At 68.3% G+C, this 15,317-nt stretch carries 11 protein-coding genes and 1 pseudogene; 9 read left to right on the top strand and 3 right to left on the bottom strand.

Annotated elements, in window-relative coordinates:
* Positions 1 to 126: 126 nt before the first annotated feature.
* Positions 127 to 2,469 (top strand): endopeptidase La, encoded by a 2,343-nt coding sequence (lon, locus tag LEL84_RS11785; RefSeq protein ID WP_226514161.1) that lies wholly within the window; start codon positions 127 to 129, stop codon positions 2,467 to 2,469.
* Positions 2,470 to 2,550: 81 nt separating this feature from the next.
* On the opposite strand, the gene LEL84_RS11780 is transcribed toward lon, so the two are convergent.
* A complete protein-coding gene (locus tag LEL84_RS11780; RefSeq protein WP_226514160.1) occupies positions 2,551 to 4,374 on the bottom strand; it encodes an HNH endonuclease signature motif containing protein in 1,824 nt (607 codons plus the stop codon).
* A gap of 101 nt (positions 4,375 to 4,475) precedes the next feature.
* Positions 4,476 to 5,294 carry a DUF1353 domain-containing protein gene (locus tag LEL84_RS11775; protein WP_226514159.1) on the bottom strand — a complete coding sequence of 273 codons (819 nt, stop codon included), beginning with the start codon at positions 5,292 to 5,294 and terminating at the stop codon, positions 4,476 to 4,478.
* A gap of 470 nt (positions 5,295 to 5,764) precedes the next feature.
* Between LEL84_RS11775 and dnaK the strand changes: the two genes are divergently transcribed.
* The 7 genes from dnaK to LEL84_RS11740 all read left to right on the top strand — a co-directional run bounded on the left by dnaK (position 5,765) and on the right by LEL84_RS11740 (position 12,857).
* Positions 5,765 to 7,609 carry a molecular chaperone DnaK gene (gene dnaK / locus LEL84_RS11770; protein WP_211539803.1) on the top strand — a complete coding sequence of 615 codons (1,845 nt, stop codon included), beginning with the start codon at positions 5,765 to 5,767 and terminating at the stop codon, positions 7,607 to 7,609.
* Positions 7,606 to 8,238, top strand: a complete 633-nt coding sequence (gene grpE, locus LEL84_RS11765) for a nucleotide exchange factor GrpE (RefSeq protein WP_226514158.1) — start codon at positions 7,606 to 7,608, stop codon at positions 8,236 to 8,238. The genes dnaK and grpE overlap by 4 nt, the downstream gene beginning before the upstream one ends.
* A gap of 210 nt (positions 8,239 to 8,448) precedes the next feature.
* Positions 8,449 to 9,651: a molecular chaperone DnaJ gene (gene dnaJ, locus LEL84_RS11760; RefSeq protein ID WP_226514157.1), complete on the top strand. Its 1,203-nt coding sequence runs from the start codon at positions 8,449 to 8,451 to the stop codon at positions 9,649 to 9,651.
* Between the two features lie 3 nt (positions 9,652 to 9,654).
* The gene (locus LEL84_RS11755) at positions 9,655 to 10,053 is read left to right on the top strand and encodes a heat shock protein transcriptional repressor HspR (RefSeq protein ID WP_058249934.1); all 399 of its coding nucleotides are present in this window, start codon (positions 9,655 to 9,657) and stop codon (positions 10,051 to 10,053) included.
* Positions 10,054 to 10,097: 44 nt separating this feature from the next.
* Complete coding sequence (locus tag LEL84_RS11750; RefSeq protein ID WP_058249667.1) at positions 10,098 to 10,565, top strand: SRPBCC family protein; 468 nt, start codon at positions 10,098 to 10,100, stop codon at positions 10,563 to 10,565.
* A 12-nt stretch (positions 10,566 to 10,577) separates the two neighbouring features.
* Positions 10,578 to 11,681 (top strand): hypothetical protein, encoded by a 1,104-nt coding sequence (locus LEL84_RS11745; protein ID WP_065632456.1) that lies wholly within the window; start codon positions 10,578 to 10,580, stop codon positions 11,679 to 11,681.
* Positions 11,682 to 11,780: 99 nt separating this feature from the next.
* Positions 11,781 to 12,857, top strand: coding sequence for a hypothetical protein (locus LEL84_RS11740; protein ID WP_137809511.1), 1,077 nt, complete (start codon positions 11,781 to 11,783; stop codon positions 12,855 to 12,857).
* 38 nt (positions 12,858 to 12,895) lie between these two features.
* On the opposite strand, the pseudogene LEL84_RS11735 reads toward LEL84_RS11740, so the two are convergent.
* A pseudogene (locus LEL84_RS11735) lies at positions 12,896 to 14,056 on the bottom strand (FAD-binding oxidoreductase); the annotation flags it as partial.
* 126 nt (positions 14,057 to 14,182) lie between these two features.
* On the opposite strand from LEL84_RS11735, the gene LEL84_RS11730 reads away from it, so the two are divergent.
* A complete protein-coding gene (locus LEL84_RS11730; protein WP_058249671.1) occupies positions 14,183 to 15,316 on the top strand; it encodes an amidohydrolase family protein in 1,134 nt (377 codons plus the stop codon).
* Position 15,317: the final 1 nt, after the last annotated feature.

The raw sequence follows: 15,317 nt of genomic DNA, 5'->3' as shown, positions 1-15,317 counted from the left end.
GCCCACCGTCCCGATCGGACGGCTTCACCTGGGCGGCCGCACCCCGTTCGCTCCTGGCATAAATCGCCCGGGAACAAGATTCCTGCCACCTGGGTTGAGTCGGTCAGACTTAACTCTGGAGGTTTCATGTCGCAGACATATTCACTGCCGGTTCTCTTCGTTCCCGACGTCGTCGTCCTGCCCGGCATGGTCGTGCCCATCCCGCTCGACGATGCCGCACAGGCCACGGTCGACGCCGCCCGGGCGAGCGAGACCGGGAAACTGCTGGTCGCCCCACGTCTGGACGACCGGTATCCCACCTACGGTGTCATCGCGTCGATCGTGCAGGTCGGCCGCATCCCGGGCGGCGGGATGGCAGCCGTCGTCAAGGGTGAGCAGCGCGCGCAGATCGGGACCGGGACACCCGGTCACGGTGCGGCGCTGTGGGTCGAGGTGACCGAGGTCGACGCCGTTGACGCCACCGACGAAGAACGTGAACTCGCCGGCGAGTACAAGAAGCTCGTGCTGGCGATGCTGCAGCGCCGCGAGGCATGGCAGCTCATCGACGCCGTCAACAAGATGTCCGATCCGGCGGATCTCGCCGACACCTCGGGCTATGCGTCGTGGCTGTCCGACGAACAGAAGCGTGAGCTGCTCGAGACGCCGGTGACCGCGGCGCGGTTGCGGCTGCTCATCGAGTGGACCGGCGATCATCTGGCCGAGTCCGAGGTGACCGAGAAGATCGCCGAGGACGTCCGCGCGGGCATGGACAAGCAGCAGAAGGAATTCCTGCTTCGCCAGCAGCTCGCCGCCATCCGCAAGGAGCTCGGCGAGGACGAACCCGAGGGCGCCGACGACTACCGCGGCCGCGTCGAGGAAGCCGACCTGCCCGAGAAGGTGCGCGAGGCCGCGCTCCGCGAGGTGGGCAAGCTCGAGCGTGCCAGCGACCAGTCGCCGGAGACCGGATGGATCCGCACCTGGCTCGACACCGTCCTCGACCTGCCGTGGAACACCCGGACCGAGGACTCGACCGACGTCAAGGGCGCGCGCGAGATCCTCGACGCCGACCACCACGGCCTCGACGACGTGAAGGACCGCATCGTCGAGTACCTCGCGGTGCGTGCCCGTCGCGCCGAACGCGGCCTGCAGGTCGTCGGCGGACGCGGGTCGGGCGCCGTGATGGTGCTCGCCGGTCCTCCCGGGGTCGGCAAGACATCGCTCGGTGAGAGCGTCGCCCGGGCGTTGGGCCGCAAGTTCGTGCGCGTCGCCCTCGGCGGTGTGCGCGACGAGTCGGAGATCCGCGGCCACCGGCGTACCTACGTCGGTGCGCTGCCCGGCCGGATCGTGCGGGCCATCGGTGAGGCGGGATCGATGAATCCCGTTGTGCTGCTGGACGAGATCGACAAGGTGGGCTCGGACTACCGGGGCGACCCGGCCGCCGCGCTGCTCGAGGTCCTCGACCCCGCGCAGAACCACACCTTCCGCGATCACTACCTCGATCTCGATCTCGACCTGTCCGATGTGCTGTTCCTCGCGACCGCCAACGTCATCGAGAACATCCCGTCGGCCCTGCTCGACCGTATGGAGCTGGTCACGCTCGACGGGTACACCGAGGACGACAAGGTCGCCATCGCCCGCGATTACCTGCTGCCCCGGCAGGCGGAGCGGGCGGCGCTGACACCCGACGAGGTGACCGTCACCGATGCGGCGCTGCGGGAGATCGCGGCCAACTACACCCGCGAACCCGGTGTGCGGCAGTTCGAACGGCTGCTGGCGAAGGCGCTTCGCAAGGCCGCGACCAACCTCGCGGTCGAATCGGGAGACGGGGGAACCGCGACGGCGCCCGTCATCATCGACGAGCCCGATCTGCGCGACTACCTGGGGCGTCCGCGCTTCACGCCGGAATCGGCGGAGCGGACGGCGGTCCCCGGTGTCGCAACCGGTCTCGCGGTCACGGGCATGGGCGGCGACGTCCTGTTCATCGAGGTGAACGCCACCGAGGGTGAGCCGGGTCTGAAGTTGACCGGCCAGCTCGGCGACGTGATGAAGGAGTCGGCGCAGATCGCACTGTCGTACGTGCGGGCGCACGCCGAGCAGCTCGGCGTCGACCCGAAAGCGCTCGACAAGACCATCCACGTGCACGTTCCGGCCGGGGCCGTGCCGAAGGACGGTCCGAGCGCCGGCGTCACCATGGTCACCGCGCTGGTGTCGATGGCGACGGGACGTCAGGTGCGCAGCGATGTCGGGATGACCGGCGAGGTCACGCTCAACGGGCGGGTCCTGCCGATCGGTGGGGTCAAGCAGAAACTGCTTGCCGCACAACGCAACGGGCTGAAGACCATCTTCATCCCGCAGCGCAACGAGCCCGACCTCGACGACGTGCCGGCCGAGGTACTCGACGCCCTCGACGTGCGGCCGATGACCGATGTCGCCGAGATCGTCGCGCAGGCGCTGGAAGTCGCCGTCGACGCGCAGGTGACCGCGGCCTGATCCCGCGCGCTGTAGCCCAGGCCCAGTCCAACACCCCGGTGGTACGTGGACGATCACGTTCCGCCGGGGTGTTGGCGTCTGTCAGAAGGGTGGCGGGTCGTCGGGCGTGTCGGGTTGATGGCTGGCTGCCTCGGCTCGGGCAAGTCGATCCGCTTCGCGTTGTGCCTTGTTGCGGGCACGTTCTTCTCGCCGCTTCGCGTGTTTCGCGGCGGTGCGTTCGGTGATCGTGCGCGGTTGTCGGCCTTGTTGTTGTCTGCCTTGCCGTTCGGGCACGATGATCCGCGGTGTCGGTGGGGCTTTCGCGGCTTGTTCGAACCGGATGCGACGCAGGTTGGGGAAGAGGTCTTCGAGGGTCTCGGCCTCGCCGGGGATCACAAAGCCCTCGGGCGTGACGTATTCGGTGACCAGGCGGCCCTCGTCGTCGCGGTACTGCACATCGGTCCAGTCACCGTGGGTCTTGTGGAGATGACCGGGACGGCATTTGGCGTTGAGGTTCTCACTCGAGGTCGCACCCCCGCGTGCTGGCCGGGCGTGGTCGTACTCGGCGACGTGATCGACATCGGCGGTGAATGCCGAACGCGTGCAACCCGGCTCGGTGCAGTAGCCGTCGCGCACCCGCACGAACTCCGCGCACGCACTTGTCGGACGATACGGGTCACCAGGCAGGGCAGCCGGGTAGACCACCACGACCTCCGACGACACCGGCTCCGCCGACGATGAGGCCGAAGTCGGGGGCGTCGACGCGTCACCCGCGCCGCCGGCGTCGGTGTTGGTGTTGGTGTCGGCGTCATCTGTAGCCTGCTGTGGCGCGGCGATGTTCGCCGTACGCGTGGTGTCGTCGTCGTATCCGCCCTCGCCGCCCTCGCCGGTCGCGGCTGGGCCGCCGGCGACGACCTGCGTGGGTGGTGTGCGGATGGGGGTGACCGGCCTGGTCGTCGCGTCGGGCCGGGCGGCGAGGTCGCGCACATGCTCGTCGGAGATCACTCCGTGCCCGTCGACCCACCCGGGTCCGGACCCGCCGGCCAGGGTGTCGGCGTCGGTCACCACGTGAATCACGATCTCGGTACTCGCCGCCGAACCTCCAGGATCGACAGGTGTTGCGGTGCAGTCGGACTGACCGCACGCACAGGTGAACGCTGTTCGGGTGAGCAACGCGCACATGGCGTCGGACTTGCGTTCCCCGAGGGTGCGGCCATCCCGGTCGCACACTGATGCGGCCAACTCCCGTACCGAGGCGTCGCAAGCTCGGATGTTCTCGGCGGCCATGACCGCGGTGATCTCACCGGTGCCGTCACCGTGGTTCTCGGTCCACACGCCGCGTTTGTCGAGCGCTTCGCGGCGCCGTTCGCGGACGGCGTCGGCGTCGTGGCCGAAGACCAGGCGGTCGATCATGTCGCGCAAACCTGACGTCGACCACGACCCGGACCGGGAGCGCAGCAGGTCGGCGATCGATTCGTCGAGCACCTCGATGATCCGGCGGCTGGCGGGGTCGTCGGGGTCGAGAAGGTGATCATCGGACACCAGGTGCGTGCGGCCGATGATCTCGCGGATCTGGTGCGGCCCGATGACACCGTCGCGCAACGTCTCCAACACCCGCGGCAACCGGTCACGAAGACACAACGCCTCGTCGACCAGCATCCCCGCCCGGTAGCGGGTGATCCCGGCCTCGCGCGACACCCGGGCGACGATGTCACCGAAACCGTCCGAGACGTAACTGTTGCCGACAGTGGTCAACAGCCGATCACACAACACCAGGATCGTCTGATAGCGGCACCACGCCAGATACGATTCGCCCGCGCGGATCGACCCCAGACGCTGCATATGGGTGGCGGTGTCGGCATCGGACGGACAAGCAGGATCGACCCCGGCGAGGAACTCGCCCGGCAGATCCGTCCATGCCCCCACAGTGACTCCCCCCGAAGTCGTTGCCACCCGGCCTGGTTGACCGGATCAACTGATACGTCCAAGGTAGACCCGACCACCGACAAGAATGCTCGGCCGAGCCGCTACGTGAGCCCGACGGTGCGAGCGATCCTCTCCGACAACAGATACAGCGCATAGGCGAAGTAAGCCACGATCGCGGCGGGCAGGACCCACAAGGCGGCCACGGCCGCAACGAGACTCGCCGCCCACTGGCGCCCCCACAGCGGCGCGGCGACGAAGATCATCAGCAGGGAGAGCAGGAGAGAGACCGCCGGCGATGATGTCGGCCACGACCAATCGAACAGCAGCGCCCCGCTCGAACCGACCGCCGCGCAGATGCCGACGAGGCTCAGCACCAGCCACCCGACCACACTGAGACGTCGCCATCCGCGGGCGACCCATCGCGTGCGAAGTGCCACGGCCGACCACATGATCCACCGCTTGAGCCAGGGGACGCCGGACGCTCGCATCATCTCGCGGAAGAACCGGTCGGACAGGGTGTCACTCCCGAGCGCGCCGGAGTTGACGGTGCCCGTGATGAGCTCGTCGTGGATGAGCGCCGCGAGTGAGTGTCTGCCGTAAGGGTTCTCGAACCAGCGCAGGAACCGGGGGATCGAGGCGAGGTCGGTGGGGTTGTCGTCGCCGGGCACAAACGCGCGGGCCGCGTCGACGGCGCCCCGCGCATCGGCTTCCGTCTGTCCTCGCTCGACCAGTTGTGTTACCAGGTACTCCTCGACCGCGGGATCGGAGAACCGAAAGGCGTTGCGCACGAGAAACTGTCGCTCGTCGATCTGCGCGATCTCGACCTCGCCACGCCCGGTCGGGTCGTCGACCTCGAAGCCAGACGCCGGCGCGACGCGCCACGGCACCCATCGCGGATCGCTCGGTGTGGTCTTGGTCATCGCCACCTCCGCGTCGAGGGGATGTATCGACCGTAGCCCCCACGCGACCGGGACCGATGGGTAACGGAGGCGCAGCGTGTTGGGGTGGTGGCGTACTGACCACCGTGGAAGTTGCGGGGCCGGGGCCCCGGCGATGGCGAGGTCGAAGAAGCCACGCATCCGTATGACGTTGTGCCCGGAAACCGGGCGCAACGTCATACGCGTTTGAGGCCCCGGCCGACATTGAGCGAACTCCGCTCAACTTTTTTGGCCGACCGGGGAACAATCCGTCGACCACCCCCGTTACACACTTCGAGAAACCTGAGCGACGAAGACTCAAGTCGGTTTGACTCGGATCTACTTTTTCAGTAGGACATGAGTCGGACGCACTGAAGTCCGGTCCCGCAGAGTTTCGCCACGACATCCCCGCGGTCGCGAGACCCCGGGACAAGGACTCGGGTGCACACCCGCAAACTAGGAGGAAGCCAAACATGTCTCGTGCTGTTGGAATCGACCTCGGTACCACCAACTCGGTGGTGGCCGTGCTCGAAGGCGGCGAAGCCGCTGTCATCGCCAACGCCGAAGGCGCGCGGACCACACCGTCCGTGGTCGCGTTCGCGCGCAACGGCGAGGTGCTGGTCGGTCAGCCCGCCAAGAACCAGGCGGTCACCAACGTCGACCGCACCATCCGCTCCGTCAAGCGCCACATGGGCGAGGGCGACTGGACCGTCGAGATCGACGACAAGAAGTACACCCCGCAGGAGATCAGCGCGCGCACGCTCATGAAGCTCAAGCGCGACGCCGAGTCGTACCTGGGTGAGGACGTGACCGACGCGGTCATCACCGTCCCGGCGTACTTCAACGACGCGCAGCGTCAGGCCACCAAGGAAGCCGGCCAGATCGCCGGCCTCAACGTGCTCCGCATCGTCAACGAGCCGACCGCGGCCGCCCTGGCCTACGGGCTCGACAAGGGTGAGAAGGAACAGACCATCCTGGTCTTCGACCTCGGTGGCGGTACCTTCGACGTCTCGCTGCTCGAGATCGGCGACGGCGTGGTCGAGGTCCGTGCGACCTCCGGTGACAACCACCTCGGTGGTGACGACTGGGATCAGCGCGTCGTCGACTGGCTCGTCGAGAAGTTCAAGAGCCAGAACGGCATCGATCTGACCAAGGACAAGATGGCCCTGCAGCGTCTCCGTGAGGCCGCCGAGAAGGCGAAGATCGAACTCTCGAGTTCGCAGAGCACCTCTATCAACCTGCCCTACATCACCGTCGACGCCGACAAGAACCCGCTGTTCCTCGACGAGCAGCTCTCGCGCAGCGAGTTCCAGAAGATCACCTCTGATCTGCTGGAGCGCACCCGCGCACCGTTCCAGGCCGTCATCAAGGATGCGGGCATCTCCGTCGGCGACATCGACCATGTCGTGCTCGTCGGTGGTTCGACCCGTATGCCGGCTGTCACCGACCTGGTGAAGGAACTGACCGGTGGCCGCGAGCCCAACAAGGGCGTCAACCCGGACGAGGTCGTCGCCGTCGGCGCCGCACTGCAGGCCGGTGTGCTCCGCGGTGAGGTCAAGGACGTGCTGCTGCTCGACGTCACCCCGCTCTCCCTCGGTATCGAGACCAAGGGCGGCGTGATGCACAAGCTGATCGAGCGCAACACCACGATCCCGACCAAGCGGTCGGAGACCTACACGACCGCCGAGGACAATCAGCCGTCGGTGCAGATCCAGGTCTATCAGGGTGAGCGCGAGATCGCCTCGCACAACAAGCTGCTCGGCAGCTTCGAGCTCGGCGGCATCGCCCCGGCGCCGCAGGGTGTCCCGCAGATCGAGGTGACCTTCGACATCGACGCCAACGGCATCGTGCACGTCACCGCGAAGGACAAGGGCACCGGCAAGGAGAACTCGATCCGCATCCAGGACGGTTCGGGCCTGAGCAAGGACGAGATCGACCGCATGATCAAGGACGCGGAGGCTCACGCCGACGAGGACCGCAAGCGCCGCGAGGAGGCCGAGACCCGCAACCAGGCGGAGTCGCTGGTCCACCAGACCGAGAAGTTCCTCAAGGAGAACGAGGACAAGGTCCCGGCGGAGCTGAAGGAGAAGGTCGAGGCGGCCGTCGCCGGGGCGCAGGAAGCGCTCAAGGGCAACGACACCGCGGCGATCAAGTCCGCGATCGAGAAGCTGTCGGAGGAATCGCAGGCCCTCGGCCAGGCGATCTACGCCAGCGCCGCTGCCGAGTCCCCCAACGGTGAGTCCGCCGCGGCCGACAGCGATCCCGACGTCGTCGACGCCGAGGTCGTCGACGATGCCGACTCGAAGGAGAACAAGTGACCGCAGGAGCCCATTCGTCGAATGGGTCCGGCGAGGAGCCGGTGACGGTGACCGACCGTCGTCGTATCGACCCGGAGACGGGTGAGGTGCGCGACGAGCCGGCCGCCGGCCCCGGCCCGGCCGATGCCGGACCGGTCGTCGACGAGTCCCAGACGGACGAGCCGCAGGCCGACACCGCAGCCGACGAGCCGGATGCCCGCGTCGCCGAGCTGACGGCCGACCTGCAGCGCGAACGCGCCCAGTTCGCCAACTTCCGGCGGCGTGCCGCCGAGGAGAAGCAGGGTTCGGTCGCCTACGGCAAGCAGATCCTGATCGACAAGCTGCTGCCGATCATCGACGACCTCGACCGTGCCCGTGAGCACGGCGACCTCGACAGCGGTCCGCTGCGTTCGGTCGCCGACAAGCTGACCGGTGTGCTGGCCGCCGAAGGTCTCGTGGCCTTCGGTGCGGCGGGTGACGAGTTCGATCCCGAACTCCACGAAGCCGTGCAGCACGACGGCACCGGCGCGAACCCGGTGATCGGATCGGTGTACCGATGCGGCTACCGCCTGGGCGAGAAGGTGATCCGCACCGCGATGGTGACGGTCACCGATCCCGCTCCCGCGGGCGACGCGCCCGGTGCACAATAGAACGACCGTCGCTCGATCCTGAGTGGGCGAACTCACCACTGATCCCTGAGGTGCGAGGAGCGCAAGCGACGAGCCACGAAGGGCGACGGACCCTTCGTGGCTCGCTTCGCTCGCACCTCAGGGAGCAGGTGGTCGGCTCGCGCCTCAGGGAGCAGGTGGCCCCAACTGAAACTTCAATCCAGACAACAGAACTCAAGGAGGTGACGTCTGGTGGCACCACAACGTGAGTGGTTAGAACACGACTTCTACAAGGACCTGGGCGTTGCTTCTGACGCTTCGGCTGAAGAGATCAAGAAGGCCTACCGCAAGCTCGCGCGCGAGCTGCATCCGGATGCGAATCCAGGTGACAGCGCGGCCGAAGAGCGCTTCAAGCGGGTGTCCGAAGCCCACAGCGTCCTCGGCGATGCCGACAAGCGCAAGGAATACGACGAGACACGCGCCATGTTCGCCGGCGGACGATTCCGCGGCGGCGGCAACGGCTTCCCGGGTGGCTTCCCCGGCGGCGGAACCACCTACACCACCGGCGGCGGTGGCGACTTCGACCTCGGCGACCTGTTCGGCGGGGCGCAGACCGGCGGCGGCGGTGGCGGTTTCGGCGACATCTTCGACGGCCTGTTCAACCGCGGCGGCGGAACGCAACGTACTTCGACGGCGAGCCGGCCGCGTCGTGGCAAGGACCTCGAGACCGAGACGACGCTCTCGTTCTCCGACGCCGCGCTCGGCACGACCGTCCCCCTGCGGGTGACGAGTCCGTCACCCTGCACCACCTGCCACGGCTCGGGCGCCAAGCCCGGGACCAGTCCGCGGGTGTGCGCGAACTGCAACGGTTCCGGGTTCGTGAGCCGCAACCAGGGCGCGTTCGGATTCAGCGAGCCCTGCCAGGACTGCCAGGGCACCGGGTCGCGGATCGACGACCCGTGCACCGATTGCGACGGCAGCGGCGTGAAGGTCCGCGCGCGCACCATCAACGTCCGGATCCCCGCCGGCGTCGAGGACGGTCAGCGCATCCGGCTCGCCGGGCAGGGCGAGGCCGGTCGTCGTGGCGCCCCGTCGGGTGACCTCTACGTCGTCGTGCACGTGACCCCGCACAAGCAGTTCACCCGCAGCGGCAACGACCTTCGGGTGCAGCTGCCGGTGCGGATCTCCGAACTCGTTCTCGGAGCGACGGTCTCGGTTCCGACCCTGGAGGGTTCGGTCGGGGTGAAGATCCCGCCGAACACCACCGACGGCCGCACGCTGCGCGTGCGCGGTCGTGGGGTGCCCAAGCGCTCCGGCGGGGCGGGCGACCTGCTCGTCACCGTCAAGGTCGCGGTTCCGAACAAGCTCGACGAGGCCGCGGTCGAGGCGATGCGCGCCTACGACCAGGCCGAGCGGGCAAGCGGTTTCGACCCGCGGGCGGACTGGGGGCGATGAGTCATGGCCGGTGCGAGCAACTTCGACGGCGACGGCGCGACCTTCCTGATCTCGGTGGCCGCCGAACTCGCCGGCATGCACGCCCAGACCCTGCGGACCTATGACCGACTGGGCCTGGTCACCCCGCAACGGACGAGTGGCGGTGGTCGCCGCTACTCGTCCCGCGACGTCGAACTCCTGCGCGAGATCCAGCGTCTCTCGCAGGAGGAAGGCGTCAACCTCGCGGGCATCAAACGCATCATCGACCTGAGCAATCAGGTCGAGGCGCTCCAGCACCGCGTGCGCGAGCTGACCGACGAGGTGCAAGCGTCGCGGACCCGCCGCGGCGGCGAACTCGTCCCGGTGCCGCGCACCAACGCCCTGGTCGTTTGGCAGCCGCGACGCAAACGCACCACCGACTGACGTGGTTTCGACGCGAGCCCACGGACGTGCGTAACGTTGAGCGTATGGCTTCTGAACCCGTCACCACCGTCGACTCCGGCCCGCACAAGGTCTCGCGCCGGGTCGTCGTGAACGCCCCGGCCGCCGATGTGTTCGCGCTCGTGTCGAATCCGCATCGGCATCCGGAGCTCGACGGTTCCGGCACGGTCCGCGACACCCCTGTGGACGGGCCCGAGACGCTGACCCGTGGGGCGCGTTTCAGCGTCGGGATGAAGCAGTACGGCGTGCCGTACAAGATCACCTCGACCGTCACCGACTTCGAACCCGGTCGGGTCGTCGAATGGCAGCACCCGATGGGGCACCGCTGGCGGTGGGAACTCGAGTCGACGTCACCGACCACGACCGCGGTCACCGAGACCTTCGACTACTCGACGCTCCGGGTACCGAAGATCATGGAACTCATCGGCTACGACAAGAAGAACGGCAAGGGGATCGAGGGCACCCTGCGGGCCCTCGCGGCCCGGTTCGCCTGAGCCGGACCGCCGATGGACTCCGCCACCGGTACGTCGACCGAGTCCGACGCCTCGGATGAACCCGTCGTCGTCCTCGGTGTCGTCGCCGCGCCGGGCCAGGCGATCGGCCTGGCGCGCAAACTCGTCGACGACAACCTCTCCGACCATGTCCAGACGAACTTCCCGGGCGCACGCTGGCAGGTCGAACTCGTCGAGGCCGGACTCGTGCAACCGCCCGCGGGTGATGCCGAGATCGTGGATGCAACGAGAGATCTACTGCTCGAACGCGAGTGGGATCTGGTGGTCTGTCTGACCGACCTGCCGCTGCACGTCGGCAAACGCCCGGTGGTGGCGCACGCCAACGCGGTCCACGGAGTGGCGGTGCTCTCGGTGCCCGCCCTCGGCGCGACCGGGGTGCGGCAGCGGACGCGCGGGATCATCACCGGGCTGGTCGGCCAGCTCCTCGGTGCCGACGCCGACGACCTCCGCGAACACCAGAAGTCGCCGACGCGATCGGCGCTGCGCCACCGTGTCCGTCAACTCGGGACCGACGTCGAGGACGAGGGCACCGCGTTCACCGCCCGCGTGCTGACGGGCAATCTGCGTCTGCTCACGGGCATGGTGCGGGCCAATCGGCCGTGGCGGCTCGCACTCGGGCTCACCCGCGCCCTCACCGGGGCGATCGCGGCCGGGGTCTTCGCACTCGTCACCGCCGACATCTGGCTTCTCGCAGACACTTTCGGTGGGATTCGCCTGACCGGGGTGGCGCTCGGCTCGATCATCGCAATCACCGCGACGCTGATCATCGGCGCCGACCTGTGGGAACGTGGCACCTCCCGTCAGACGCGCGAACAGGTGGCGCTGTTCAACATCGTCACCGTGATCACGGTGGTCCTCGGCGTCGGCGCCTTCTACGCGGCGCTGTTCGTATTGTCCGCCCTCGGCGCACTGTGCCTGGTGGTGCCGCAGGTCTTCGGTGCGACGCTCGGCCACCCGGCCGGTTTCACCGACTATCTGGAGGTCGCCTGGCTGACGTGCTCCCTCGCGACCGTCGGCGGTGCCCTGGGCGCCGGCCTGGAAACCGACGAGGCGGTGCGCGACGCCGCCTACACGCAGCATCCCGCGGAGCCCATCTGAGTCGGTGTACCTGCACAGCCGGGTGTACGAGGACCGCAGGCGAGCCGCTAGGCTTGCGGGTCAGAACGCCACAGCAAGGTCGGCGACGGGAGGTGAACCATGTCCGAGGTACCGGCAAACGGTCCGATGCCAGGGTTCGTGGTCCTGGGTATCTCCGTCGTCGACGACCAGATCAGCTCGGTGGTCCGCGACGCCGACGGCCACGTCCTGGCGAGCAATCTCGTCGACCTTCCGGACGCGTCGGCGGCCGGTGCCGAGGCCGCGATCCTCGAACTCGTCGATTCCGTCCCTGTGGAGGTCGACCGCATCGGGATCTCGGCGTCCCGCGCAGACGTCCGCGATCACCTGGCTCGGGCCTTCGCGCCGGGCGCCGGCACCGGGCCGTCGTGGACGGAGAAGGTCGTCGTCACCGGCTATGCCGCCGCACTCGCCGAGATCGCATGCACGCATGCGACGCGCGGTGGGGTGGTGGCCGTCGTCGACCTGGATCGCGATGCCGCGCCGGCCGCCGGCACGACCCTCGCCACCGTCGACACGTCCTCCGGCGCCGTGCTCGGCACGACCGACTTCGCGCCGGGCGAGGTCGCCTCGGTCACCGACCCCGACGCGGCGACCCGGCTCGCGACGGCGGTCACCCGCCTGCCGCGCGGGCGTGACATCACGTCGGTCATCGTGGTCGGCCCCGGCGCGCAACTCCCCGGCATCGCGCCGGCCTTCGAGTACGCGGCGCAACGCCCGGTCACCGTCGCGGACAACCCGGCGCTGGCCTCGGCCCTCGGTGCGGCCGACGCCGCGGTGGTAGCCGCGGCAGCACCCCCCGTCGCCCCGCGGACGTCGACGGGACGTCGCTGGTGGTTCGTCGGCGCCGCCATCGGCGCGGCCGTGTTCCTGGCCGCCGTCGGGATGACGCTGATCCTCACCGCCGAGTCGACGGTCGCCGAACCCGCGCCCGTCACCGTGACCGAGACACCGGCAGCGGTCACCTCGACCCAGGAGGCGACGGTCACCGAGACCGAGACTGAGACCTCCGTCCGCACGACGACGGTCACCAGCACCCCGCGTCCGGTCACTCGAACGGAGACGGTGACCGAGTCGGCTCCCGAGACGTACACCGTGACCGAGACCGAAACGGTCACGGCTCCGGCCGGCGGCGAGCCGAGCCTCGAAGTCCCCTGAGCCGCAACCGGTTCGGGGAAGTCAACTCTTGTGCCGGCTCAGAACACCGGGTCGTGCTGGATGCGGCTGGCCCGGACGCCCGCGATGATCAGCGTGCGTCGGGTGTTCTCGATCATCTGCGGTGATCCCGCGATGAGCACCTGACGGTCCTGCCAGTCACCGGACCGGGCCACGACGTCGGCGAGGGTGCCGATCTCGTGGTCGATGCCGAGCTCGGCGGGTGTCGCCACCGCGTTGATCCACCACGGATCGCTCTCCTCCTGGGACACGGCGGTGACCCGCAGCCAGGGATTGGTCGACGCGATGCGGCGCAGGACGGTCAGGTCGTAGAGCTCGCCCGGGTAGCGCATGCCGTAGAAGATGTGCGTCTCCGGCGAATCCGCGCGCATGGACATCTCGATCAACAACGCCCGCAGCGGTGCGAGCCCGGTCCCGCCCGCCACCATGAGGACCTTGCTGTCGCGGTCGACGTGAAGCGTCCCGTGCCCCTGGGCGAGGGTCCACACATCGCCGATGCTGGTCTCGCTCACGATCGCGGTGCTGACCGTTCCACGGGGGATCGCACGCACGTGGAACTCCAGTTCACCGGCCGGGTTGGGCGGGATGGCGGGGGAGAGATTGCGCCACTGCTTGGGCCATTGCGGGATGTGCACCTCGAGGTACTGGCCCGTGTTGAACGTCAGCGGCGAGTGGGCGAGGAGTCGGACGACCGCGAGGTCCCGGGTGATCCGGTACTTCTCGACGACCTCGGCGGTCCAGCGCGCAGGATGGGTCGCGCTCTCGGCCGCGCCCCGCATGACCCCGGTGACCAGCATCATCGCCTGCGAGACGGTCTGTTCGGTCTCGGCGTCCCAGTAACCGGCCATGAGGCTGCCGAACTCGCCCATCAGGGCGGCGTACATCACGTGGTAATGCTCGGGCTCGACTCCGAACTTGCGATGGTCGCGTCCGAGCTGCGCGAGGAACTCCACGAGTTCGGCGTGACCCGACTCGGCTGGGATCGCTTCCAGCACATGGTCGATGACCCGATGGAAGGCCACTCGCTGGGCCGCCATCGACACCCCGAACAGGTCACGCAGGTCGGGATCGATCGCGAACATCCGGGTGTAGACGTTGGTGACGAACCGGTCGGGCTGTCGATTGACAGCCGTCCGCAGCTGATGCAGCGCGTGGCGCGTATGTGTCGCCATCTCGAAAAGATCACACCTCCGTCGCGGATCGTCTCCCCACCCGGTTCAAGAGACCCACACTAGTCCTTCAACACGTCACAATTCAGGATCCGGCATCCCATGTCGGACAGTGATGAGGTATGGCAAGGTACGGGGATGACGTCCCTCGAAGGGGTCCTCACGGGCATCGTTGATGCCCATGTGCAGCACTGGAACCCGCGGCGTACCCCGTGGGCGGCCACGCGGGCGTCGCGGCTGTACGGGTTCGTCCCCACCTTGGGCGACCGGGTGTTTCCGCTCGTGGTCTCGCGTGCCGACCGCGAGTACATCCTGACCCCGCGCACCGTGGCCCGGGCCTACGAGCCGCGCCAGTACGCCACCGATGCGGCGCTTGTGCCGACCGTGGTGGGGGTACCGATCGACACGGTGGTGCACGTCGAGTCGCATTGGCGCCGCGAGGTCGCCGACGCCGCGGAGCCCCCGGTGGACAGCACCGCCGTCGAGGAGACCCGATATCTCGAGAGCCTGCCGTTCGGCCAGGCCGGCACCCCCCGCCTCGGCGCCGTCATCTCGCACGGCGATCCGCGGACCCGCACGTTCGCGACCATGCTCGACGAACAATTCGCGGCCTCCCCGCGGTTCCGTGGCATCCGCATCGTCGCGTCCCGACATCCTGATCCGCGCGTCCGCGACGGCGGGGACACCGACAACCTGCTGTCCTCGACGGCGTTCCTCGAGGGGTTCGCCGAACTCGCGAGCCGCGATCTGGTCTTCGAGGCGTCGGTGTACTCCCATCAGCTCTACGACGTGATCCTGCTGGCCCGGGAGTACCCGGACACGACGATCGTCCTCGACCACTTCGGCATCCCGGCGGGGGTCTTCGGTCCCGTCGGTGTCCGCACCGGCGCGACAGCCGCTGCGCGCGCGGACATCTGGCGATTGTGGCGAGAACGGATGACGACCCTGGCGAACCACCGCAACGTCGTCGTCAAACTGTCGGGTTTGGCGATGCCGATCCTGGGTTACGGTCACGAACGGTGGGGCAACATCGGCGGTCAGGCCACGCTCGCCGAGATGATCGGTCCCTTCGTCGAGCACATCGTCACTCATTTCGGGTCGGACCGCATCATGTTCGGGTCCAACTATCCGATCGATCGGCCCAACGCCGCGGTCGACGTGCTGGTCGGCGCGCTCGTCGACTGTGTGTCCCAGTGGGGTTCGGAGGCTCTGCGGAAGATCTTCCGCGACACCGCTGTTCGTGTCTATACGATCGATGACGCGGCGGGTTGAC

This window comes from Gordonia sp. WA4-43 (assembly GCF_020520305.1).
Taxonomy (GTDB): Bacteria; Actinomycetota; Actinomycetes; order Mycobacteriales; family Mycobacteriaceae; genus Gordonia; species Gordonia hongkongensis.
The sequence above is the reverse complement of the archived record's forward strand: the minus strand, read 5'-3'. Positions and strand labels throughout refer to the sequence as shown.